Below are 23,816 nucleotides of genomic sequence, written 5' to 3'. Positions count from 1 at the left end.
CTAGAGCAAATTTCTCTCTAGCAGGCATTATCATATCGGGCTTATTATTTTCTCACATACTTACGAACGGAACCATCGGATTTTTTCTCGATGACAATGCCGTTACTAGTAGCTATGCAGCCATTAATACCATATGTTAAAGATTTAGAATCCTTACTAGTCAAGACATTCTTGATACCAGAAACTTCACTTTCCTCTACATTGGTAAAATATTTCCAAATTGGAGCTGTCTTATACGCCTCCAAACTTTCCTTAGGAACAATCAGTTTACAATTGTCGTAGGTGTCTTCTGAGAAATAGTCATGACCTTCCCTGCCAACAACTGGTGGAATTGACGACAGGATGGTAAATTTCTCAATGTAATGACTACAAACAAAGTCGAGCGGAATCTCTTTCACGTATTTACCCAAAGTTACTTCCTTTAATCCGGAACCACTTAAGGCAAAGAAACCTGGACGACCTATATAAGCTATTTCCGCACTGCCAAACATACCCCAATTCATATCCAACTCGTTTTCTCCATCTTCAAGTATAACGCTCTTTATCGGAGTCTTGCTGAATGCACCATCGCCTTTGATTCGCATTACATTACTAGATATATTTATCTGCGTCAAACCAGTCTGGCTGAAAGCATAATCTCCAATGCTTTGAAGTTTTTCTGGAAATTCGACGGATGTTATTCCTATACAACCTTCAAATGCGCTATCTGAGATGTATTCTAAACTTTCAGGGAAAGTAACATCCGTCAGTTTGCTCTGTCCCTTAAAAGCCTCTGAACAAACACAAATTATGCCCTCTGGTATTGCGACAGAAGCAGGAACTTCTCCCTTGTATTCATAGAGACTCTTTCCGATAATAACCATGCCATCTGGTTGTTTATCCAACCATGCAGTTGAATAGAAGGCTCTATTTCCAATAGAGTCAACAACTTCTGCAAAACTTATATCCGTAAGTTTTTTATTCATTAAGAAAGCACAATCGCCGATAGTGATGAATTGGCGAGCATCTGTCTTTGACTGACATTTCTTAGCACTTGCAGGCGTTTTTACAGACGAGTATTGTACCCTTTCCAAGTCATGGCACCAAGCGAATGCATATTTACCAATTCGCTTTAAAGACTTGGGTACGTACACTGTAGAAAGAGCCATACCTGCAAACTGGTAGTCATGTATCTCTGTCATATCTTCCGGAATAATTATCTCATTCACTTGTTTTCCATTGATTCGCAAAATGCCCTGTCCGTCTATGGCAAACATTTCTTTCTTTAAATTGAACTTGATATTAAGCCACTCTTCTATTGTGCCATCATAATCAATCGCATTTGCCGTAGGAACATCACCCTCACCTGTAACCTGCTTTAAGTTCTTAGAGATTACAACATTATGAATTCCCTCCTCTTGGATCCAGCCGCTCACATAAAATCCATATTTGTCGATTTGCAGATTCTCTGCCTGTATCGTTACTTTATCAAGCAAACATCCAAGAAAAGCTCCTTCGCCAACACGTTTTACCCAAGAAGGAATCGTTACTGTTTTCAATCCTCTATACCCTGTAAAAGACCATGCGTTAACAGCATTTACATTAGCAGGTATCTCCAAGTCCGTAACAAGTCCTGCTCCTATATAGAATTTTTGAGCATGGGTAATCGGATTCGTATCAGTAGGATAACCAGTTCCCGCATCTTCAGGGCTATCATGGTCTATTATCAGATAGTCAAAATTAATGCCCAACCATTCCTTAAGGCTACCAGAAAAAGTCAATTTTGTAAGATTAACCCCGCAAAAGGCTCCACCTCCCACATATTCCAAAGAGTTAGGGAGTACCAATTCTGCCATGCTTTCACAATCATCAAAAGCATGTATTCCAATACTTTTCAAAGGAGTTGGCAGCGTCAAACTTTGTAAATTCGAGCAACCCTCAAAAGCATGATCTTCAATCGCCTCTACATTTCCGTTAAAATAAGCCCTTTGCAATGCCTTGCAGTTTCGAAAAGCCGACTTAGGTATTACCTTCAGGTCGTGAGGAAGACTAATCTCCACAAGACTGGAACAACCGCAAAACAGTTCCTCACCCAAAGATTCTAAATCATTGGGGAGGGACACCGATGAAAGAGAGGAACAATTTTCAAAAACATTTCTTTCAAACGAGGTATTCCCTTTTATGGTCAAAGAAGTCAAATCTTCACAATTCTCAAAAGCATTTTCCCCAACATTTTTCAATGAACTAGGCAAAACAATATTTGTCAATTTCGCACCACAAAATGCACTACTACCTATACTATCAAGAGTATTAGGAAGCTCTATGCTTTTAATACCAGAATCCTTAAACGCCCAATCTCGTATAGTCTTCAAATTTGGAAAAGACACTGTTTTTAGCGATGTAGTTCCATAAAAAGTTTCTCTTTCAATAATTGTTATACCATTGCCTTCTACTGTTTTCAACTTAGTTTTACCATCCAAAGATGGTAAATGTGTTAGATTGTCACCAAGGTGCAAATTTACAAGATTTTGTAAGGAACTTAAGTAATCATTATTATCGTTAACAACACGACTTATTGTTAAATCGGTTACCGGCGTATCATCACTAATACCTAAGTATAACTTCTCCTTGCTTTCCTGTATTACTAGGTCTCCCAATACGCTACAATTTGATAATCCTAAATGTGAAACGGTACCTGGGACTACCAGTGTATACAATGAAGGACATCCATAAAGCTTGACATCATCAGCAGTACTTGGAATATCCAAAGTCGAGATATAAGCATTTTCCAACTCAATGGACTTCAGTTGTGGAAGAACTATTTCTTGCGCATAGCATTTATTTATTTTCAAATCTTTGATAGGCGCATTTATCGTTATTTTTGTAAGTCCATAACTTTCTTCAAATGCATTCTCGTCAATCCCCACAACGTGATAGGTTACACTTGGTTCATAAGCATATTCTTTACACACTACCTCTTCAGGAATAACGATTTCACCAGAATAAGTTCCACCAGTTTCCGGTTTTGATACAATAGCGCCACCATCTGACTCCCGATAATACACGCCCTTATATTCAAAAGCGAATGAATTATAACATCCAAGCAGAAGCAACATTAGAATAAAAAAATGTTTCATAATTAGCTTTTTGAATTACCTAGCAACGTCCCCTTCACTAGAAATTAAATGATTATCCTTGCTCCGCCAAAACAAAAAAGCGTGGGAACCTTACCAGTTGTCCGTCCCACTCTTAGAGGCCTTCGCATTGCCCATCTTGTCGAAACGAACAACGTCGAAGCCCACGCCGATATGAATATACTATCCCCTATACAGATATTTGACATCTCGCTATACGCAATATGCCATACCCATAGTAAGGAATGTGGATAAACACATCCCGAGAGCATCTACCGTTGCACTGTCTTTGACAAGATTTGGAGTTTGCGAAGTTCCTAAGAGTCAAGTTCAGAGCGTCTAGTAAACGCTTTTCCATTATGTCGCAAACACATACTGCCCCCACTAGTTGGACAGAAATACTTTCTGATAAGTAAAAACTGCCCTCTTATCGGTGCAAGCTTAATGTGCTCAATGCAAAGATACACAAAATCCGAAATTTTACGCTTAAAATATGAATAATTTTTCCTTTTCTACCTCATTTTTTATTTTATCTGCATCATTTAAGCGTAAAATGATGCAGATAATTTTGTTTTAGGGCAGATAATTGGAATATTCTTTGTAAATTTGCAGCAGAACAAATAAACAAAAGACTATGCATCAATTCGACTACAAAAATACACCCGAGCAACTGCTCACGCCATCCATCGTGAGACAGCTCGCTATCTTGCACGAATACAAGGGCAAGCAAGACCTTTACGTATCGGCAAAAGCCGACACCCTCTCTGCCTTGCTCAATATCGCCAAGATACAGAGTACCCGCTCTTCCAACCGCATTGAGGGAATCTACACCTCAGATGAGCGCATCCATGCACTCGTCATGGAGAAAGCCGAGCCTCAAAGCCGCTCAGAAGAGGAGATTGCAGGTTATCGGGAGGTACTGACCACCATACACGAGAACTATGAGTACATTCCTATTCGCCCCAACAACATTCTCCAACTGCACCGAGACCTCTATTCTTACGGCGGGAAGGAGATTGGAGGACGATTCAAAAACACCGACAACATCATCGCTGAGACCGACAGCGAAGGGAAGGAGCACATCAGGTTCACGCCGATGCCAGCCTTCCAAACTCCCGAAGCAATGGAAGACCTCTGCTGTGCATTCGACGAGGCAATAGATGAAGGCAAACATGATGCACTCTTGCTTATTCCGATGTTCGTGCTCGACTTCCTCTCAATCCATCCTTTCAACGATGGCAATGGCAGGATGAGCCGTCTTCTTACCCTTCTTCTGCTTTATCGCAGCGGGTACATTGTGGGCAAATATATCAGCATCGAGATGCTCATAGAGAAATCGAAGGAGACCTACTACGATGCCCTGAAATCAAGTTCCATCGATTGGCACGACAGCCAGAACTCTTATCTTCCATTCGTAAGCTACTATCTGGGGATATTCATCAAGGCTTACCAGGAATTCCAGGACAGGGTGGAACATCTGCACGGCAAAACGCTTTCGAAAGCTGAGCGCATCAAGACCGTCTTCCACAAGAAGTTGGGAAAAATCACCAAGGCAGACATCGCCAACCTCTGCCCTGACATCAGCATCAGCACCATTGAGCGCACGCTCAAGGAAATGCTCGTTGCGGAGGAAATTGAGAAAGTGGGAAGCGGAAGAGGAACGGGATACGTTTTAAAATAAAAACATGAGCCACTGAGGATTTTTTTTGCATTGGGGTTAACAGGTTAACAGTTAACAGCCCATTTTTGCATACTTCATCAGATAAGAATAAAGAAATGAGGCGATACTCTACCTTATTATTTATAGGTAGAATATCGCCTCGTTGCCTTCATTGAAAAGGAGGTCAAGGATGCTCATATTGGGCTGAAAACCGTACTTCTGCCCGTAAACCTGGTAATAGCGCTTCGACTCGAATTCGGGGTCAGGAAGCGGTTTCTTGGGGCGAATCGCATCGCGGAAATCCTTGATTTCATTCTTTTCTTTCAGTTCTTTACTCTGAATATAGGCTTCGGTGATAGAAATCTTCGGACGGATGTCGAGGAGTTCTATCATCTTCGCGGTTGTCTCCATGTTGAAATCGAAGAGGAACTCGTATTTCTTCTCGTAGAAGGGGCGGATGTCGTCCTGATAATACTCGAAGAAAGGGCTCTCGCCATAGGCGGAAAGGAGCGCATTCCAATGCACGTGGCGCCAGTTGGCGTGGTCGGAGATGCGGATGTCCTTCATCGACAGGGAGATGTCGTGATTGGTGGGGATGGTGAGCGAGAGGGGGCCGTTGGTGGTAGGGATGAGCATGCGGTTACGATAGGTTTGCTTGATAAAGCTCTCGTGGCGCTCTATCAGGCATTCATCGTAGCGGTTCAGCTTCTGGTACCACTGGATGGGGCCGAAATATGTGGAGGAAAGAAGGGCTTTCAATTTCTGCTTTGTTATGAAGGGTTAATGATGAAGAGGGGGACGAGCGATGGAATCGCTCGGAACGGGGGCAGCGGAGCGAGGGAAGCTAGAACAGCTTATGGGCTTTGCCTATCATCTGGTGCTTATGAACGAGCTGCTGGCCGGTTGGCGTCTTCAAGAGATAGAAGCGGCAATCCTTGCAGCCGCAGCGCTTGCAGCAGATGGTTGGGATGACGAACTGCACGGTGTCGATGCGCAGCGTATCGCCTGGAAGCTTCTCTATCCTGCCTATGAAATGAGACTCGAAGACGCGCTTGCGGCGCTGGTTCTTGGGCTGGTAAACCACCGTATCGGTGAAAACAACCACATCGCCACGCCCGAAATTTTCGCAGTCAATCCTGTTCACTATCACCCGGTTGCCTGCCTTCAGTTGGGGCGGAAGCCCGCCCTGAGGCACCGAGAAGATAGTGAAGACATAGGTGCGCACTGCCCAAGCCAGGAGCAGCGACAACACCAATGCTATTAGGAATTTGACGGCAGTCTTCAATTCTTATTTCTTTTTCTTTACTTAATATTGTCTACGAAAGTGAAGAGGCGGTTCCAACGGATGCCTGAGAAACCCGGATGATCAGGGCTGTGGCTCCACCAGATGAAGATAGGCTTGCCCACGATGTGGTCCTCAGGCACGAAACCCCAGTAGCGGCTGTCGGCTGAGTTGTGGCGGTTGTCGCCCATCATCCAGTAATAGTCGAGCTTGAAGGTGTAGCTCTTCGCCAGCTTGCCGTTGATGAAGATGCGGCCAGCGTTGTCTACCTTCAGGTCGTTGCCCTCGTAAACCTTGATGCAGCGCTCGTATACAGGCAGATTCTTCAGCGTAAGAGCGATGCTCTCGCCCTTCTTCGGAATCCATACCGGACCGTAATTGTCTCTTGTCCAGCCGGTATAAGCGTTGAGCGGATAGAGGTCGCCATAGGTTGCATCCGTATTGATAGAGATGCTCTCTACGAGGTTTCTGTTCGCCTTCAGCGCCAGATAAGCCTTCTTGGTGAGTGGAATCACGCCGCTCTGATTATACATCAGCAGGTCTTCGTTGGTGATTCCCAGCTCATCGGCAAGGTCGATAGGGAACTCGCCCTTGAGCTTCATCTTATAAGTATACTGCACGTTATCAGGCTCCTTATTCGCCTTTCCGTTCAGATAAACGATGCGGTTCTTGATCTGCAGGGTCTGACCAGGCAAGCCCACGCAGCGCTTCACGTAGTTCTCGCGGCGGTCGGTAGGACGGCTGATGATGTCGCCATATTCGCCCGGCATACTGCTGATGTAGTTGCGGCCTGTAGCATAAACCTGCTCAAAATAATGGCGCTGCTGCAATGGGTTCATCGCGCGCACATCCTTTTCCTGTCCGTTCTGCTGCATCAGCTGGTCGCCGATGCTGTAAACCATCTGATAGTAATCATTCGCCTGATAGCGCTCCTCATTGACGAGCGTATCGCCTGCAGGATAGTTGAACACAACGATGTCGTTGAGCTTCACGTTGCCCAAACCCTTTACGCGGCGGTAATCCCAGTGAGGCCACTCCACGTAGCTCTTCACGTTGACCAGCGGCATGGTGTGCTGGGTGAGCGGCATGGTGAGCGGAGTTTCAGGAATGCGAGGGCCGTAGCTTACCTTGCTCACAAAGAGATAATCGCCCGTGAGGAGACTCTTTTCGAGAGAGGAAGACGGAATGACGTAGTTCTGGAAGAAGAAGAGGTTGATGAAATAAACCGCTACGAGAGCGAACACCAGCGCATCTACCCAGCTCATGATGAAACGGATAGGACCTTCCTCATCCTTCCACCACTGCCAGTGAATCTTCTTGGTGATGTAAACGTCGAAGATGAACGGAACCACAATGAGTCCCAGCCAGCTTTCTACCCAAACCAGAAAGAGAAGATAGAGGGCGAGAACCACTGCGAACTTCGCCCACTGTACCTTCATATTGAGTTTTTGTTTCTCTTTATCTATCATAACTTCTGCTTAGAACTTAAATAAATCTGATGTGGTGAGCAAGCCGGAATGGTTGGCTGTGAACTCAGCTGCGAGAACGGCTCCCAGGGCGAAACCCTTGCGTGAGTGGGCGCTGTGCTCGATGGTAATCATATCAGCATCGCTGTCGTACATCACGGCATGGATTCCCGGAACCTCACCATCGCGTACGCAGTTGATGACCAAATCCTCATCGGTGATGTTTGCATCGCCCTCATCGTGATGACCATCCTCAGTCCAGTAAGTAACGCCACGCTTCCAGTCCTTCTTTCTGTCGATATTGTCGATGATTTCCTCGGCAAGCGTGATGGCTGTACCTGATGGCGCATCGAGCTTATGAACGTGGTGGGTTTCCTGCATGCATACAGAGTACTGTGGGAAACCATTCATGATTTTAGCCAGATAGCGGTTTACGGCAGAGAAGATAGCCACACCGATGCTGAAGTTAGAGGCCCAGAAGAGGGTCTGCTTACCGTCAGCGCAGAGCTTCTCCACGTCTTCCTTATGGTCTTTCATCCAACCTGTAGAACCTGAAACCACCTTCACGTTGTGAGAGAAAGCCTTCAGATAGTTGCCGTAGGCGGCAGTAGGGTTGGTAAACTCGATGGCAACATCGGCAGAGCAGAACTCCGGGCTGTCGATGTCTTGAGGGTTATTCACGTCAATCTTACAAACGATTTCGTGGCCACGCTGCAGGGCGATCTCCTCGATCATGTGTCCCATCTTTCCGTAGCCGATCAAAGCAATTTTCATCTTTATCTATTTTTTATTTGTTCTTACTTTTTGTTCTATTCGGCAAAAAAAATGCAAATGAGCGCAATGAAAGCTTGCTTTCAAATTGCCGAGTGCAGCTTTTTTTATGCAAAAATACACATTTTTCTTCGAAAAACCTTGAAAAATCCTTGTTATTATAATAATAAATAGAAAATTTTGGTTATTTTTGCAGTGATTTAAGGCTTTTAGCCTCATTTAGTAACTAAAAAAGAGAAAATTATGAGCAGATATATTTTTGAGACGAAGATGGAAGTAAGAGATTATGAGTGCGATATTGAGGGCATCGTGAACAATGCCAACTATCTGCACTACATGGAACATACCCGCCATCTCTTTCTGAAGGAATGCGGCCTCAGCTTTGCCGAAATGCACAACAAAGGCGTGGATGCTGTGGTGGCGAGAATGAACCTGCAGTATAAGGTTCCGCTGCAATGCGATGATGAATTCTTCTCGCGTCTGTGGCTGGAGAAGCAGGGTGTGAGATATGTCTTCCATCAGGACATCTTCCGTGCCAAGGACGAGAAACTCTGCCTCAAGGCAACCGTAGAGCTCGTTTGCCTCATCAACGGAAAGCTGGGCAACAGCGAGGACTACGATAAGGCATTCGAGAAATATTATAGTTAAGTTAACAGTTGATAGTTTATAGTTAATAGGGGCATCCTTGCTGACAGGAAGATGATGCACCCCCAACTAAAAGGTTAACAGGTTAACAGTTAACAGCTGTTTTTTGCACCATTCCCCCAATAAACTATTATCTATAAGCTATCAGCTATCCCGGGACTTCCACCCCCATGCGTCAAGGATTCCCTCCACACATCAAGAGGTCAAGCCCTATAAACTATTAACTATAAACTATAAACTAAACATAAGATTATGGAGCAACTCCTTCACTACGTGTGGAAGCACAAGCTCTTCCCACTCTCTCCACTCACCACCACCTGGCACCAGGCTGTGGAAGTAATCGACCCCGGACTGCACAACCGCAATGCAGGGCCCGATTTCTTCAATGCCAAAATCAAACTCAACGGAACCCTATGGGTGGGAAACGTGGAGATTCATGACAAGGCAAGCGACTGGTATGTGCACGGACATGATAAGGATGAACGCTACGACAACGTTATCCTGCACGTTTGCGGAACCATCGATGTAGAGGCAAAGAACTCGAAAGGCGAGCCCCTCGTGCAGTTGCAGCTCGACATCCCCGAAAACGTATCGAAGCATTATCAGGAACTGCTGAGCATCGACCAGTATCCTCCCTGCTACCAGATCATCCCATCGCTCACCCGCCTCACCGTGCACAGTTGGATGAGCGCCCTGCAAACCGAGCGCTTATCGCAGAAAACCGATGCAATAGAGGCGCGCGTAAAGCAATGTAACGGCGATTGGGAGAACGCCTACTTCGTGACCCTGGCGCGCAACTACGGGTTCGGAATCAACGGCGACGCCTTCGAGCAGTGGGCTTACCAGCTGCCGCTGAGGGCCGTAGACCATCATCGCGACGACCTCTTCCAGATAGAAGCCATCTTCCTGGGGCAAGCCGGACTGCTGGAGCTGAACACCATTCCCGAAAGATATCAGAAAGACGCGCTGAACGACGGCTATTTCTCCCGATTGAGGAACGAATATCTCTATCTCTCGCATAAATTCTCACTGCAGCCGATGGATTACAAGCAGTGGCGCTTCCTGCGCCTGCGCCCGCAGAACTTCCCTCACATCCGCATCTCGCAGCTCGCCAATCTCTATTATAACCGCCGTGCCAGCCTCAGCCAGCTGCTCGAGGCAAGCACGGTGAAGGAGGCGAAGCAGGTGCTCTCAACCAGCGTTACGGAGTATTGGGAAACCCATTATACCTTCGGCAGCACGAGCATCCGTAACGAGAAGCATCTCTCCCCTTTCTCGCTCAATCTGCTCATCATCAACACCGTGGTTCCCATTCTCTTTGCCTACGGCAGGCACCGGGGCGAGGAGAAATACTGCGACCGCGCCTTCGATTTTCTGGAGGAACTGAAGGCTGAGAATAACCACATAGTAAGGATGTGGAAGGAATGCGGACTGCCGGTGGAGAACGCCGGGGATAGCCAGGCGCTCATACAGCTGAAGAAGGAATACTGCGACAGGAAGGAATGCCTTCGCTGTCGCATCGGTTACGAATACCTCAAGAGATAAAAGGGCCGCCCCTCATCGCCCGCTCTTCCCCTCCCATTAACAAATAACAAAGAAAGATTATGGCTGACCAACAGGAAATACTGAACACCATCCTCCTGACAAGGCTCAATTACTTCAGCCTGGCAGGAATGCTGGAGCTATACAGAAAGGTAGGCTCCGCCACGCTCATCCTGGAGCATAAGAATAACCTCAGAGACATCCTCCCCGATGCCTCGGATAAACTCGTGAGCGCTATCCAGAACTGCGAAGAAGCCCGAAAACGCGCTGAGGAAGAACTGGAGTACGACATACGCTACGGAATAGAACCCATTCCGATGAACGACGACCGCTATCCGCAACGCCTCAAAGACTGCGATGACGCACCCCTCATCCTCTTCTATAAAGGCAACGCCAACCTAAACCAGCAGCGCGTCATCAACATCGTAGGAACCCGCCACTGCACGCCTTACGGCGAAGACCTCATCCGCCGCTTCATCACCGACCTGAAGCAGCTCTCGCCCAACGTGCTCATCATGAGCGGACTTGCCTACGGAGTGGACATCGTGGCGCACCGCCAGGCACTCGCCAGCGGCTACGAAACCATAGGCGTGCTGGCTCACGGTCTCGATGACCTCTACCCCCGTCAGCACCGGGAAACGGCGGCAAGAATGATAGAACAGGGCGGACTGCTCACCGAATTCCTTACCCGTACAAACGCTGATAAGATAAACTTCGTGCGCCGCAACCGCATCGTAGCGGGAATGTCGGATGCCTGCATTCTGATAGAGAGCGCAGCTCACGGCGGCGGTCTCATCACCTGCGATATTTCGCAATCCTACGGTAGGGATGTCTTTGCCTTCCCGGGCAGAATAGGTGATTACTACAGCGAGGGCTGCAACAACCTGATACGCAACAACGGCGCCACGCTCATCACCAGTGCCGAGGATTTCGTGAAGGATATGGGCTGGCAGGATGATACAACCCTGATGCGAGCCAAGCAGCAGGGCATCGAGCGCAGCCTCTTCCCGGAATTATCTCCAGAGGAGCAACTCATCGTAGATGTCCTCTCCAAGACCAACGACCTGCAAGTGAATCTTATCTCCGTAAAGACGAATATCGACATTTCTCGCCTCACTTCCCTCCTCTTCACATTGGAGATGAAGGGAGTCATCAAGACCTTTGCAGGGGGAATGTATCATCTTTTGAAGTGAAGAGTGAAGAGTGAAAAGTGAAGAATTCAAGTGTGAAATTGCGCTTATTCCACTCTTTCTTCTTTTATTTCAAAAAATTGATGTAATTTTGCAGCCGCAAAAATGATAACAATAAAGAACACAGAGTACAATATATCCACAAAGCTATTGGATTCTTCACTCTTCGTTCTTCACTCTTCACTTAACTCATGACTCATGAAAATAGGTAATATAGAATTTGGGCCTCAGCCCCTCTTCCTCGCTCCGATGGAAGACGTAACGGATATTGGCTTTCGCATGCTCTGCAAGCGATTCGGAGCTGCCATGGTTTATACAGAGTTCGTATCGGCGGAAGCCTTGGTGAGAAGCATCAAGAGTACTGTCAGCAAGCTTACGATAAGCGATGAGGAGCGCCCTGTGGGCATTCAGATTTATGGTCGCACCACCGAGGATATGGTGGAAGCTGCAAAAATCGTAGAACAGGCGAAGCCGGATGTGATTGATATTAACTTCGGCTGTCCGGTGAAGAAGGTTGCAGGAAAGGGTGCAGGAGCCGGAATGCTCCGAAATATCCCACTGATGCTGGATATTACAAGAGAGGTGGTGAAGGCGGTAAACGTGCCCGTAACCGTGAAAACCCGACTGGGATGGGATTGCGAGAACCTCATCATCACCGACCTTGCCGAGCAGCTACAGGATTGCGGAATCCAGGCGCTCACCATCCACGGCAGAACCCGTAGCCAGATGTACACCGGAGAAGCCGACTGGAGCCTCATCGGAGAGGTGAAGAACAATCCCCGCATCCATATTCCGATTATTGGCAACGGCGATATTACGACCCCGGAAGAAGCCAAGCTTGCCTTCGAAAGATACGGCGTAGATGCGGTGATGATTGGTAGAGCCACCTTCGGCAGGCCATGGATTTTCAAGGAAATACGCGATTACTTAGACAATACGGGTGCAGCCCCACTCACCGTAGATGAAAAAATCGACCTCCTGGAGGAGCAGCTCCGCATCAACGTGGAGCGCATCGATGAGTACAGAGGCATTCTCCACACCCGTCGCCACCTAGCCGCCTCCCCTATCTTCAAGGGCATTCCCGATTTTCGCCAGACGAGAATCGCCATGCTGAGAGCCACGACCGTGGAGGAACTAACTGGAATTCTGAAAGAATGTAGGAAGAGAATCAAGGCAATAGAATAAAGCAAAACGCCCTGTAGGAGCAAAAGCCTCGTATATGAAAGCTTTTGCCCTTACTATTATATTTGCACTTGGAAAAATAAAGAGGTAAAAATCTTTATATCTGCAAACTTTTGTTAACTTTGCAGAAAATTAGATAAGTACAATAAAAAAAGAAGAATACTCCATATCCAGCGTTAACCCTGTGCCCTTTCTAGCATAGTAAAGGCTTAGCCCTGTTTGGGGAACTGGATATTTTCTGAGCAGAAGCTTGAGAGTAAATTAGCCTGCTTGTGTAGAACAAGACAGGACTCGTAGTATAGTTGTAGCCGCTCAGAACGGAGCACCCTTCTTATTAAAAACTTTATTCAATATGCAAATATACGGAATAGATTTGGCAAAAGAGAAATTTGACGTAAGTTTTTTCGACTTGACATCAAAAAAAGTATCAAACCACCCTTCACATAAGGTTGTAAAGAACAATTTTAAGAGTATCGGAAGGTTTTTAGAAACCCTTCCAAGCGATGCTGTATTGGTTGCTGAGCATACCGGAGTTTATGGTGATACTCTCTTGAAGTGCTGCATGGATAGCAATGTGAAGATTGCCTTTGTGGGTGGATATGTCATCCATAGATACAGAGCTACCCCTGACCGTGCCAAGACGGATGTCCTGGATTGTGCACTGCTCAGAGATTTTGGAGAGAGATATCCTGATAAGCTGAAATACAAGACGTTTCCAGAAGAGGCTCTATATGAGCTTCGTCAATTGGCACGCCACCGGGAAATGCTTGTAGAACAGCGTAAGCAGCTAATAACAGCCGACAAGAGCGAGGATTGTCGTCCTATCAGAAGTCTTACCGTCAAGCGAAGCATGGACCGCATCAAAGAGATGTTGGACACGGAAATTGCAGAGACGGAAAAAGAAATGTTGAAAGTCATAAATGGACATGAGAGCATTCGCCACAACTATGAGCTTGTTAAAAGTGTCGATGGAGTTGGGCTGATTACCGCAGTAGAACTATTGGTAAAAACAGAGAATTTCACAAAAATAACTACAGCGCGCCAATATGCTGCTTATGCAGGAACTGCGCCATACGAAAAATCATCGGGGAAAATGGACAAGGGAGCACATATATCCAAGATTGGTAATAGACGGTCAAAGACCTTGTTGTACATCTGCGCAGAAAGCGCCAGATTGCACAACAAGGAGATTAAACTGTATTACGAGAGACGTACTTTAATAGATAAAAAGCCGCGTCATTATGTACTAAATGCCATAGCAAACAAGTTGCTAAGGATCATATTCACCCTCGTGGAAAAAGGTGAATACTATGACGCAAACTTCATTAGGCAAGACCCAAGGGTCGTTAAATATAATTAACGTTAAAAAATACGCTCAAAGCTTGCTCAATTAGAGTAAAACAGGGCGAATCCTTTATATCTTCCTTATACCCAGGGTGTTGCCCTGGGCTAAGAGCTTGCTGGGCTTTCAGCCCGCTTCATGAACCACATTCAAGAATTAACTGTTCATCTTAACTGCCAAGAGTTAACAGGTTAACAGTTAACAGCTGTTTTTCTATACTTCTACCGGGAAATCGAAGAAACCTAGCTTCCTCAAATTATAGAGAAGGGCTTTACTTCTTCAATATCGAAGCACCTTCGAGTAGGGCTAATGCCTTATTCTCGTTCTCCTCCATGATTTCTCGCTCTCCCGGACCCTTGTCGTTGATTCCGCAGAGGTGCAGGATGCCATGGATGATGACGCGGTGAAGCTCATCATCGTAGGTCTTGCCAAACTGCTCGGCATTGGTGCGGACCGTATCGAGCGAAATCACGATGTCGCCGTTAATCACATCATCCTCATCGTAATCGAAGGTGATGACATCGGTATAGTAATCATGACCCAGATACTCGTTGTTCACTTCGAGAATCTTCTCGTCATCTACAAACATATAGCCAATCTCACCCACCTTGCGGCCATGAGAGGCAGCGACCTTGCGAATCCAAGCACTCGTATCACGCTTCTTAATCTTTGGCATTTTCACGCCGTCTACATTGTATGTTATCATACGCTTCTTCCTCCTATTTTATTTTATTTTTGGTAAAAATTCATCTACTTCTCTTCCGAAGAACCTCAGCTCCCTGACCAGCGTTGAGCTGATGCTGCTGTATCTTGGGTCAGAAAACAGCAGGATGGTTTCTACGCCGCCCAACTGCTTATTGATGTCAGCCTGCTCTCGCTCGTACTCGAAATCCTTGGCAGAACGGACGCCACGAACCAGAAACCTGGCTCCCATGCGATGCGCCAAATCGATGGTGAGATCATCGTAAGAAACCACCTCCAGACGGTAGCCCTTGGAAGCATCGGCCTCATCTACCAGCTCTGCACATTCCTTCGGGAAAACCTTTCTGATATCCTCCACACGCTTCGAGATTTCCTCGCTGGCGTGCTTCAGCTTGCTCACCGCCACTGCAATCACGAGCTTGTCAAACATGGGCAAGGCACGCTCGGCAATGTTCTGATGTCCTATCGTAAATGGGTCGAATGTACCCGTAAATATTCCTATCTTCATGTTTTTTCTTCACTCTTCGTTCTTCACTCAAACAGGTCGCCCTGCATAATATTGCTTGTATACGGATTTCTGCCGAGATGCTCGTAGGCAAGCGGCGTTGCCATTCTTCCTCGCGGCGTGCGCTTGATGAAACCCTCCATGATGAGGAACGGCTCGTAAACCTCCTCTACGGTGCCGCCATCCTCGCCTATTGCCGTGGCAATGGTGCTTACGCCTACCGGGCCACCACGGAACTTGTCGATGATGGTGGTGAGAATCTTATTATCAATTTCATCCAAGCCATACTGGTCGATGTTGAGCGCCTTGAGCGCCATCTGGGCAATATCGTAAGTGATGGTTCCGTTGCCCTTTACCTGGGCGAAATCACGCACTCTTCTGAGCAGAGAGTTGGCGATACGAGGGGTTCCGCGCGAACGACGGGAGATTTCCACTGCCGCCTCATCCTCTATCGGCACCTTCAGGAGCATCGCACTTCGCTTGATAATCTTCTGAAGCGTAGCCGGGTCGTAATATTCGAGATGCAGATTGATTCCGAAACGGGCGCGCAGAGGAGCTGTAAGCAGACCGCTTCTCGTTGTCGCTCCCACGAGGGTAAACGGATTCAAGTCTATCTGGATGCTTCGAGCCGAAGGACCCTTGTCTATCATGATGTCGATGCGGTAATCCTCCATCGCCGAATAGAGATACTCCTCTACCACAGGCGAAAGACGGTGGATTTCATCGATGAAGAGCACATCGTTGGGTTCCAGCGAGGTAAGGATTCCCGCCAGATCACCCGGCTTATCAAGCACAGGACCCGATGTAATCTTGAATCCTACGCCCAGTTCGTTGGCGATGATGTTGCTCAGCGTGGTCTTACCCAATCCCGGCGGACCGTGGAGGAGCGTATGGTCGAGCGGTTCGCCTCGATATTTGGCAGCCTCAACAAAGACCTCGAGATTTTCTACCACGCCATTCTGTCCGCTGAAATCAGAAAACTTCAGCGGGCGCAGCGCCTTCTCGAATTCCTTTTCGGCAGGCGAAACCATTTCTTGTCTTATATCAAAATCTTCGTTCATTCTATGACTATTATCGATAATATGGGTGCAAAGTTACACATTTGTTGCGGAATTAAAGAAGAAAAGCCGAATTATTTTGCCCATGATTTTGCACAATCCCAAAAGATTCGTGCAGATTTGCAAGCGCTACCCTATAAAAATGTTATAATTTATCATTTTCTTGTAGAATAATTTGCTTATCCGAAAGAAAAGACGTACTTTTGCACTCGATATTGAAAGCGAGGAAAGAAATAAATAAGAGAGAAATATCAGGATTTTAAAAGAAATAGAATTATGCTTAAGTTATTTCAAGGGCTCAGCAAGCTGCTGGCCAATTACACATCTATCTTCGTGATAGGTGTTGCAGTGTTCACATTCTTCTTCCCACATACCTTCGACTGGGTGCGCGGAACTACTCAAACCGTCATTCTCGGCATCATCATGCTCACCATGGGTCTGACCTTGACCACCAACGACTTCAAGATTCTGGCCCAACGCCCGCTGGATGTCTTCATCGGAGCCTGTGCCCAGTTCATCATCATGCCTGGCGTGGCTTATACCCTGGTTCATGTGTGGCATCTTGACCCAGCCCTGGCACTCGGAATCCTGCTGGTAGGTTGCTGTCCTGGCGGCGTTTCGAGCAACATCATGAGTTATCTGTGTCATGGCGATGTAGCTTTCTCCGTAGGAATGACCTGCGCCTCTACCATTCTTGCACCGGTGATGACTCCGCTGCTGATGAAGATTACAGCAGGCGAGATTATCCATGTAGATGCTGTGGGAATGTTCATCAACATCCTCATCGTAACGATTATTCCTGTAGCCATCGGCTGCGCCCTCAACTATATTTACGGCAAGAAAGACTGCTTCCCTACCATCCAGAGTCTGATGCCGGGCATCAGCGTTACGTGTCTGGCAATCATCGTAGGCGGCGTGATTTCTACGGTTCACGATGACCTCGTTGCTCGCTGCTTATCGCTCTTCCTCTGGACTTTCGCCGTGGTTTTCTGCCACAACACGCTGGGTTATCTTCTGGGTTGGCTTGCCGGAAAATGTGCCGGATTCAATACAGCCAAGAAGCGTACCATCAGTATTGAGGTAGGAATGCAGAACGCCGGTCTTGCCACGGTACTTGCTGGCAACTTCTTCGCAGCCCAGCCTCTCGCCGTATTACCTTGCGCCATCAGTTGCGCCTGGCACAGCATTTCCGGCACCATCCTTGCAGGAATCTATCTGAAATGGGATCGCATGCACAATGCCAGATAATTACTATCCAAAAGAAGCTACAACTAGAGAAAAGAGAACTCCCTAAATTCTCATTTCTCTAGTTTACAAGTTCCCGTAGGATAACGTAATGTTGCTATTCCCTTGACATACAGATGGGTGTTTTGTGTGAAATTCCGGACAACGACTTCGGTATTTATCTTCTCTTCGATATATCCAACATAGATGGACACATTATCCGAGATTGCGTCTCCAGAGGAAGAAATCTCAAATGAACAACTTTTCCAAAACTCTTCTGTTATTGGAATTCTAACAGACGAACCAAATATTTTTTTTTCATCCTTAAATCCATTTATCATCGGGACATTGATTTTTGAATTCACTCCCAAAGGCAATAGTTTCTCAATCTCATGTGCTTTATCGAAAGCTAACAGAGCATAAGCATCAGACAAAGGATACACTGTTACTTGGCTCTTGTCTTCTTCAGAATGCATCTTAATATCTTGCTTTTCAAAACAAGGACTTGCACTAAGTTTTTCCATGTATTTCACAGTATCAATCACACAGGAATCAGCCTTATCCAAAGTTATATCAAGTTTGTTCTCTTCATCGAAATCTCTATAAGAAACTATAAAATGTTGCTCTTGCAGCTCACGATTTTTACCAATCTCTACAAATAAACGTTGTCTACTAATATAGGCTTTTAAGTAATTATAACCTACGGTTTCAAGCGAAACAGAATCATTATTTTCACATTCCTTATAAACAAGAGTTTTCTTATCTTGTATATAAGAGATATGAGCATCACTTGACACTGGAAAAGACCGTTTTCCTCCATCAGAAGACATAACAAGCATCGTAGTATCCAGATTGCCCTCTGTCCCATTATCCTTACAAGAAATCAAACATGCTTGCAAAGAAAACATTGCAAGCATGCTCATTATACAACAATTATATCTATTTTTCATATTTCTAGTCAAATGTTACTCTAGTAGATGGTATTCCTTCAAATTTCTTTGATTTTAACACATTGCCAGACAAATCTTCCTCTTGCACGTCTACCAGTATATTTGTACATGATACGTTATTCCAGATACCTTGCTCAGTTAAAGTCACTCCCGTATTTTTCCCTTTAAGTACAGCAGTATATTTCAACTCACATGTTTTTTGCCCTACAGAAATAGTTACACGGATTCTTGTTTTAGGTGCAACTTTTATAGGGAAATTATAATTCCTACTATCTTCTATACTCTCGCTTTCTCCATAATTCCATGTACTATTCTTTCCAATCTCCACATGAGCAGAACCACTAACTATTCCGACACCAACCTTGACATCATGAGAGACTTTGGTATTTACACTTGTACTTCTTGAAAAATTGGAAATATTAGTCGCTTTCTTACTAACATTAGTTGTGAGTTCTTGCGCCAAACTAGAATTATTTGTATAAATTTCTTCTATTACAAAGTCTGGACTGTCTAGAAAACGACTAGCAGCATTATCAACCTTCAAACTCTTCACTTCAAATTCATCATTCGGAGTAATTATAAACTCTTGATTGCCTTTACTTGCATATTTCTGAAATTTTAATTGATTATCCTCCACAGCCAAGGCCAAACTATAGATATCGCTCCATCCTCCAGGACCTTGTTCTAGAACTTGTGTATTTTTTAAGACAAAAGAGTATTCTGTCTGCCCTTTAGAGATTTCCCAATAGCCCCCATTTGTCGGTTCTCCGCTTAAAGCATATAAAGACCAGACACTAGAACCTTTTTGAGATGCAGCACCTAGATAATATTTATTATCAGAAAGTTTATATGGAGTTATGTAGACCTCATCTGTAAGAGGGTCTTCGTGCAAAACAAATAGATTATCTTCCGTATTCGAAGAAAAGTTACTTAAAGTAATAGCTTTGTGCAATCCATTATATTGCAAAAACTTTTTATTATAGATATTCTGAACAACCTGAATATTTACAGGAAAGCCTAAAATATCTTTTATGCCAACTTCTCCTGTTGAAGAGTAAGATGAGCGAGTTTTCAAACTCTTCCTCATCTCGTTATAAAATGCAGAATAAGGAGATGATGCCACAACTAAAGAGTCCTCAAAATTTGAGAAAATTTCTTCATTAGACACACTTTCAGTCCCAAAATCAACATCTTGCTTGCAACCACAAAACAAAAGTAGCGTAAATGCTAATAGAAATACTATTTTTTTCATTTCATTCATAAAAAAATGCAATACTAATTTTTTACTTAAATACTATTTACGAATGGAATGATGCTATCACAAACGTACTGCTTTATCTGTAAATAAAACCATCCCAAATATTTTGCAAAAATAATAAAAAAAACACCACAAAGAAGCTTAACACCACAAATATAACTATATTTAACATACTTAACTATAACCTAGAGTTGCTAATAATTATCAAAAGGTCTACAAGAAATAAAAGAGGGTGCGTCATACTGTTTTTGACACCCTCTTTTATTTCTTGTTAACAGCGTCAACAGTTAACAGTTTATTTTCCCGTAATAAGCAACTCCAAGGCGCGCTGAACTATCTCGTTTGTCTCGTTCCATACCTGGAAGTATTGGCTCATATCCCAGATATCTCGTGCTACAAGGGCTTTCAGCTGCAGGGCGAGGTATTTCTTCGTCTGAGTTAATTCAGCCTCATCCTTCGGCTCTATCTTCTCCTTCTTGCCCTCGGCGATAATGCCTTCTATCAGCGAAGAAGGAACCTCGTAGGTGGCGAGGAACTTGTTAAAATCCTTATACTGGCTCTTGAGTTCCTTGCGGTGCGCATCGATGAACTTCAGACTCTGGTTGATGACGATGCTCTTGGCAGCCAGCTGGCGGTGCATCTTGGTGTACTTGGTTGTATCCAGCGGCACGAAATAATCTGGCATGATTCCACCACCACCATAAACTACACGATGCTTGCGCAAGGTGTAATACTTCAGACTGTCTGAAAGATGGATGCTGTCCTGATTGGTGAACTCGCCATGCTTGTAACGCTTGTCCAGATCCATCGCATAATCCAATCTGTCACCTTTCTTATATGGCTTCTGGATGCATCTGCCGCTAGGCGTATAGTAATGGGCGATAGTGAGACGAATCTCACTGCCATCATCGAAGGTCAGCGGACGCTGCACCAATCCCTTGCCGAAGGTTCTGCGACCAACCACTACACCACGGTCCTGATCCTGGATGGCTCCGGAAACAATCTCGGCGGCAGAAGCGGTAAACTCATTGGTGAGCACCACCACCTTGCCCTTGCGCCATCTGCCGTTAGCCTGCGCCTTATATTCCTGGCGAGGCGCTGCACGACCGCTGGTATAAACGATGAGATCGCCCTTCTGCAGGAACTCGTTGGCAATCTGAGCCGCAGCCTGAAGATAGCCTCCACCATTATCCTCAAGGTCGAAGATAAGGTCCTTCATTCCCTTCTTTTTCAGCGAATCCATCGCTATTGTTACCTCTTTATGACTGGTAAGACCGAAGCTTCCCAATCGGATGTATCCGATGCCCGGACGAATCATATAAGCCGCATCCATCGTAGTTACCGGAATTTTATCGCGCTTTACCTTGAAGATGAGCTTATCCTTGATGCCACGGCGCACAATGGTAAGATTCACCGTTGTTCCCTTAGGACCACGAAGGCGCTTCATGATTTCCTCCTTGCTCATCTTCACGCCCGAAATGGCAGTATCGTTTACAGCCACAATGCGGTCGCCGGCAATGATTCCCACCTTCTCAGAAGGTCCGTTCGTAACCGGCTGGATAACGAGCAACGTATCATCTACCATATTAAACTGCACGCCAATGCCATCAAAACTGCCATTAAGCGGCTCGTTCATCGCCTTGGTTTCCTTGGCTGTGGCGTAAGAAGAATGAGGGTCGAGCTTTTCGAGCATGCCTCGGATGGCGTCCTCTACGAGCTTATTCTCATCCACACTATCCACATAAAGGTTGGTAATGGCGATTTCAGCCCTTCCCAACTTCTCTATCGGGCTGTTCTTGCCCATCTTGATACGCAACTGGGCACTGGCAGAAGTTACTGCCAGGAATGCCATGAGCGCAATAAATAGATATTTCTTCATTTTTTTAAACTTCGTTCTTCACTCTTCACTTCATTTAATCCAACGGTGCTGAGTCTTCCTCCGGAATATCCTCTTCTATCACCAGATTTTCGATGATGAAATTCTGGCGCTCCATCGTGTTCTTACCCATATAATATTCCAGCAGCTTCTGCACCTGATCGGTTTTATGCAGCGTAACCTGCTCCAATCGCATGTCGGGACCGATGAAATGGGCGAATTCATCAGGCGAAATCTCTCCCAATCCTTTGAATCGGGTGATTTCAGGGTCAGGACCCAAATCGCGAATCGCCTGCTGGCGCTCCTCATCGCTGTAACAGTAATGCGTGATGAAATCGCTCTTTTTCTCCTTGCTTCCCAGTTTCGCATCCGCATCAGCCACCGCCTGCTTATTCTTGATCTTGGTTCGCTTGTTGCGCACTCGGAACAATGGGGTCTGAAGCACGTAGACATGGCCCTTCTTAATGAGATCTGGGAAGAACTGAAGGAAGAAGGTAATGATGAGCAGGCGGATGTGCATTCCGTCGACATCCGCATCGGTTGCCACAATCACCTTGTTGTAACGCAATGAATCCAAGCCGTCCTCTATATCGAGAGCCGCCTGAAGCAGATTGAACTCCTCGTTCTCATAAACCACCTTCTTGGTAAGACCGAAACTGTTGAGCGGTTTACCACGCAGAGAGAACACCGCCTGGGTATTCACATCGCGGCTCTTGGTGATGCTTCCGCTGGCAGAATCGCCCTCGGTGATGAAGATGGAACTCTCCTCCTTGCGCTCGTTCTTGGCGTCGCTGAAATGGATGCGGCAGTCGCGGAGCTTACGGTTGTGGAGATTCGCCTTCTTGGCACGCTCACGGGCTAGTTTGGTAACGCCCGCCATCGCCTTGCGCTCACGTTCGCTCTCCTTAATCTTATTCTCCAGAATCTCAGCTACATCCTTATGGATATGGAGATAGTTGTCTACTTCCTTCTTCAGGAAATCGCCCACATACTTATTGATGGTTTCGCCACCATTCGGCGTCATCGTAGTACTTCCGAGCTTAATCTTGGTCTGACTCTCGAAGACCGGTTCTTCTACGTTGATGGCAATGGCAGCCACCAGTCCGTTTCGGATGTCAGCATACTCATACTTGCCGTAGAACTCCTTGATAGTCTTGGCAATATGTTCCTTGAAGGCACTCTGATGCGTACCTCCCTGGGTGGTGTGCTGACCGTTGACGAAGGAATAATACTCCTCGCCATACTGGTTGGTATGGGTGAAGGCAATCTCGATGTCCTCGCCCTTCATGTGGACGATGTCGTAGAGACCTTCGTTGGTCATATTATCGCTCAGCAAATCCTGCAGACCATGGCGGCTCAAGATGCGGCGGCCATTGTGCATGATGGTGAGTCCGGTGTTCAGATAAGTATAGTTGCGGAGCATCGTTTCCACGAAATCATCGTGGAAGGAATAGTTCTTGAAGAGTGTATTATCCGGCTCGAAGAAGATAAAGGTACCGTTCTCGTCTTCAGTATCTTCCATCGTGTCGCTCTTCAGAATACCTTTCTCAAACTTCAGATGGCGCACCTTTCCGTCGCGGTACGACTTTACTTCGAAGTGGGAACTGAGGGCATTGACCGCCTTCACACCCACACCGTTCAGACCGACGCTCTTCTTGAACGCCTTGCTGTCGTACTTACCGCCGGTATTCAGCACACTTACAGCCTCAACGAGCTTACCCTGAGGAATACCACGGCCATAGTCGCGCACGCTGACACGCAGATTGTCCTCGATATCGATTTCCAGACGGGCACCTGCACCCATCTTGAATTCATCGATAGAGTTGTCTACCACCTCCTTCAAGAGCACATAAATACCATCTTCCGGCAGATTTCCATCTCCCAGACGGCCGATGTACATACCCGGACGGGTGCGTACATGCTCCATATCGCTCAAGTGGCGGATGTTATCGTCGGTATACTCTACCGGCTGCTGCTCCTGAGGGGCATTGGTAAGCTCATCAGCGGCATTCAATTCGCTGTTACCTAAGTTTTTATCTTCAGACATGAT

At 46.0% G+C, this 23,816-nt stretch carries 19 protein-coding genes; 7 read left to right on the top strand and 12 right to left on the bottom strand.

What is annotated here, in order from left to right; all coding sequences use genetic code 11:
• Positions 1-44: 44 nt before the first annotated feature.
• Complete coding sequence (locus FO447_RS12640) at positions 45-3,116, bottom strand: leucine-rich repeat domain-containing protein (protein ID WP_200756631.1); 3,072 nt, start codon at positions 3,114-3,116, stop codon at positions 45-47.
• 631 nt (positions 3,117-3,747) lie between these two features.
• On the opposite strand from FO447_RS12640, the gene FO447_RS12635 reads away from it, so the two are divergent.
• Positions 3,748-4,794 (top strand): Fic family protein, encoded by a 1,047-nt coding sequence (locus tag FO447_RS12635; protein WP_200756628.1) that lies wholly within the window; start codon positions 3,748-3,750, stop codon positions 4,792-4,794.
• A 120-nt stretch (positions 4,795-4,914) separates the two neighbouring features.
• On the opposite strand, the gene FO447_RS12630 is transcribed toward FO447_RS12635, so the two are convergent.
• The 4 genes from FO447_RS12630 to dapB all read right to left on the bottom strand — a co-directional run bounded on the left by FO447_RS12630 (position 4,915) and on the right by dapB (position 8,295).
• Positions 4,915-5,532: a WbqC family protein gene (locus tag FO447_RS12630; RefSeq protein ID WP_200756626.1), complete on the bottom strand. Its 618-nt coding sequence runs from the start codon at positions 5,530-5,532 to the stop codon at positions 4,915-4,917.
• 85 nt (positions 5,533-5,617) lie between these two features.
• Complete coding sequence (locus FO447_RS12625) at positions 5,618-6,058, bottom strand: S26 family signal peptidase (protein ID WP_147350926.1); 441 nt, start codon at positions 6,056-6,058, stop codon at positions 5,618-5,620.
• Positions 6,059-6,075: 17 nt separating this feature from the next.
• Positions 6,076-7,524: a S26 family signal peptidase gene (locus FO447_RS12620; RefSeq protein WP_117694967.1), complete on the bottom strand. Its 1,449-nt coding sequence runs from the start codon at positions 7,522-7,524 to the stop codon at positions 6,076-6,078.
• A 9-nt stretch (positions 7,525-7,533) separates the two neighbouring features.
• A complete protein-coding gene (gene dapB / locus FO447_RS12615; RefSeq protein WP_006848940.1) occupies positions 7,534-8,295 on the bottom strand; it encodes a 4-hydroxy-tetrahydrodipicolinate reductase in 762 nt (253 codons plus the stop codon).
• A 240-nt stretch (positions 8,296-8,535) separates the two neighbouring features.
• On the opposite strand from dapB, the gene FO447_RS12610 reads away from it, so the two are divergent.
• From FO447_RS12610 to FO447_RS12590, 5 genes are all read left to right on the top strand, one after another.
• Complete coding sequence (locus FO447_RS12610) at positions 8,536-8,940, top strand: acyl-CoA thioesterase (RefSeq protein ID WP_118152510.1); 405 nt, start codon at positions 8,536-8,538, stop codon at positions 8,938-8,940.
• 249 nt (positions 8,941-9,189) lie between these two features.
• Positions 9,190-10,482 (top strand): DUF2851 family protein, encoded by a 1,293-nt coding sequence (locus FO447_RS12605; RefSeq protein WP_200756624.1) that lies wholly within the window; start codon positions 9,190-9,192, stop codon positions 10,480-10,482.
• A gap of 59 nt (positions 10,483-10,541) precedes the next feature.
• The gene (dprA, locus tag FO447_RS12600) at positions 10,542-11,672 is read left to right on the top strand and encodes a DNA-processing protein DprA (protein WP_200756621.1); all 1,131 of its coding nucleotides are present in this window, start codon (positions 10,542-10,544) and stop codon (positions 11,670-11,672) included.
• 195 nt (positions 11,673-11,867) lie between these two features.
• Positions 11,868-12,854 (top strand): tRNA dihydrouridine synthase DusB, encoded by a 987-nt coding sequence (gene dusB, locus FO447_RS12595; RefSeq protein ID WP_200756615.1) that lies wholly within the window; start codon positions 11,868-11,870, stop codon positions 12,852-12,854.
• A 349-nt stretch (positions 12,855-13,203) separates the two neighbouring features.
• Positions 13,204-14,211, top strand: coding sequence for an IS110 family transposase (locus FO447_RS12590; protein WP_200756378.1), 1,008 nt, complete (start codon positions 13,204-13,206; stop codon positions 14,209-14,211).
• Between the two features lie 253 nt (positions 14,212-14,464).
• Here FO447_RS12590 and ybeY read toward each other — a convergent pair whose 3' ends face one another.
• From ybeY to ruvB, 3 genes are read right to left on the bottom strand one after another with little or no spacing between them, the layout of a single operon-like run.
• Positions 14,465-14,899: an rRNA maturation RNase YbeY gene (gene ybeY, locus FO447_RS12585; protein ID WP_006848933.1), complete on the bottom strand. Its 435-nt coding sequence runs from the start codon at positions 14,897-14,899 to the stop codon at positions 14,465-14,467.
• An 18-nt stretch (positions 14,900-14,917) separates the two neighbouring features.
• The gene (coaD, locus tag FO447_RS12580) at positions 14,918-15,403 is read right to left on the bottom strand and encodes a pantetheine-phosphate adenylyltransferase (protein ID WP_200756613.1); all 486 of its coding nucleotides are present in this window, start codon (positions 15,401-15,403) and stop codon (positions 14,918-14,920) included.
• A 23-nt stretch (positions 15,404-15,426) separates the two neighbouring features.
• Entirely contained in the window at positions 15,427-16,461 is a 1,035-nt protein-coding gene (gene ruvB, locus FO447_RS12575; RefSeq protein ID WP_117587145.1) for a Holliday junction branch migration DNA helicase RuvB, read from the bottom strand.
• Between the two features lie 273 nt (positions 16,462-16,734).
• On the opposite strand from ruvB, the gene FO447_RS12570 reads away from it, so the two are divergent.
• On the top strand, positions 16,735-17,706 hold the full coding sequence (locus tag FO447_RS12570; RefSeq protein ID WP_200756611.1) for a bile acid:sodium symporter family protein: 972 nt from the start codon (positions 16,735-16,737) through the stop codon (positions 17,704-17,706).
• 50 nt (positions 17,707-17,756) lie between these two features.
• On the opposite strand, the gene FO447_RS12565 is transcribed toward FO447_RS12570, so the two are convergent.
• The 4 genes from FO447_RS12565 to FO447_RS12550 form a co-directional block, all read right to left on the bottom strand.
• Positions 17,757-18,632: a hypothetical protein gene (locus FO447_RS12565; protein WP_147350927.1), complete on the bottom strand. Its 876-nt coding sequence runs from the start codon at positions 18,630-18,632 to the stop codon at positions 17,757-17,759.
• Positions 18,633-18,636: 4 nt separating this feature from the next.
• Complete coding sequence (locus FO447_RS12560) at positions 18,637-19,884, bottom strand: hypothetical protein (RefSeq protein WP_147350928.1); 1,248 nt, start codon at positions 19,882-19,884, stop codon at positions 18,637-18,639.
• Positions 19,885-20,185: 301 nt separating this feature from the next.
• Positions 20,186-21,769: a S41 family peptidase gene (locus FO447_RS12555; RefSeq protein WP_118191785.1), complete on the bottom strand. Its 1,584-nt coding sequence runs from the start codon at positions 21,767-21,769 to the stop codon at positions 20,186-20,188.
• A gap of 34 nt (positions 21,770-21,803) precedes the next feature.
• The gene (locus tag FO447_RS12550; protein ID WP_234699126.1) at positions 21,804-23,693 is read right to left on the bottom strand and encodes a DNA topoisomerase IV subunit B; all 1,890 of its coding nucleotides are present in this window, start codon (positions 23,691-23,693) and stop codon (positions 21,804-21,806) included.
• Between the last annotated feature and the right edge of the window lie 123 nt (positions 23,694-23,816).

The organism is Segatella copri (assembly GCF_015074785.1).
Taxonomy (GTDB): domain Bacteria; phylum Bacteroidota; class Bacteroidia; order Bacteroidales; family Bacteroidaceae; genus Prevotella.
Note: the sequence above shows the minus strand (reverse complement) of the source record. Positions and strands in the feature narration are given on the sequence as shown.

Excerpts from the sequence above, each read along its gene's own strand:
- ruvB (WP_117587145.1), bottom strand. The coding sequence starts at position 16,461 with ATGAACGAAGATTTTGATATAAGACAAGAAATGGTTTCGCCTGCCGAA.
- FO447_RS12555 (WP_118191785.1), bottom strand. The coding sequence starts at position 21,769 with ATGAAGAAATATCTATTTATTGCGCTCATGGCATTCCTGGCAGTAACT.
- dapB (WP_006848940.1), bottom strand. The coding sequence starts at position 8,295 with ATGAAAATTGCTTTGATCGGCTACGGAAAGATGGGACACATGATCGAG.
- FO447_RS12610 (WP_118152510.1), top strand. The coding sequence starts at position 8,536 with ATGAGCAGATATATTTTTGAGACGAAGATGGAAGTAAGAGATTATGAG.
- dusB (WP_200756615.1), top strand. The coding sequence starts at position 11,868 with ATGAAAATAGGTAATATAGAATTTGGGCCTCAGCCCCTCTTCCTCGCT.
- FO447_RS12565 (WP_147350927.1), bottom strand. The coding sequence starts at position 18,632 with ATGAAAAATAGATATAATTGTTGTATAATGAGCATGCTTGCAATGTTT.
- FO447_RS12590 (WP_200756378.1), top strand. The coding sequence starts at position 13,204 with ATGCAAATATACGGAATAGATTTGGCAAAAGAGAAATTTGACGTAAGT.
- FO447_RS12605 (WP_200756624.1), top strand. The coding sequence starts at position 9,190 with ATGGAGCAACTCCTTCACTACGTGTGGAAGCACAAGCTCTTCCCACTC.
- FO447_RS12560 (WP_147350928.1), bottom strand. The coding sequence starts at position 19,884 with ATGAAAAAAATAGTATTTCTATTAGCATTTACGCTACTTTTGTTTTGT.
- coaD (WP_200756613.1), bottom strand. The coding sequence starts at position 15,403 with ATGAAGATAGGAATATTTACGGGTACATTCGACCCATTTACGATAGGA.
- FO447_RS12620 (WP_117694967.1), bottom strand. The coding sequence starts at position 7,524 with ATGATAGATAAAGAGAAACAAAAACTCAATATGAAGGTACAGTGGGCG.
- dprA (WP_200756621.1), top strand. The coding sequence starts at position 10,542 with ATGGCTGACCAACAGGAAATACTGAACACCATCCTCCTGACAAGGCTC.
- ybeY (WP_006848933.1), bottom strand. The coding sequence starts at position 14,899 with ATGATAACATACAATGTAGACGGCGTGAAAATGCCAAAGATTAAGAAG.
- FO447_RS12550 (WP_234699126.1), bottom strand. The coding sequence starts at position 23,693 with ATGGAGCATGTACGCACCCGTCCGGGTATGTACATCGGCCGTCTGGGA.
- FO447_RS12570 (WP_200756611.1), top strand. The coding sequence starts at position 16,735 with ATGCTTAAGTTATTTCAAGGGCTCAGCAAGCTGCTGGCCAATTACACA.
- FO447_RS12640 (WP_200756631.1), bottom strand. The coding sequence starts at position 3,116 with ATGAAACATTTTTTTATTCTAATGTTGCTTCTGCTTGGATGTTATAAT.
- FO447_RS12635 (WP_200756628.1), top strand. The coding sequence starts at position 3,748 with ATGCATCAATTCGACTACAAAAATACACCCGAGCAACTGCTCACGCCA.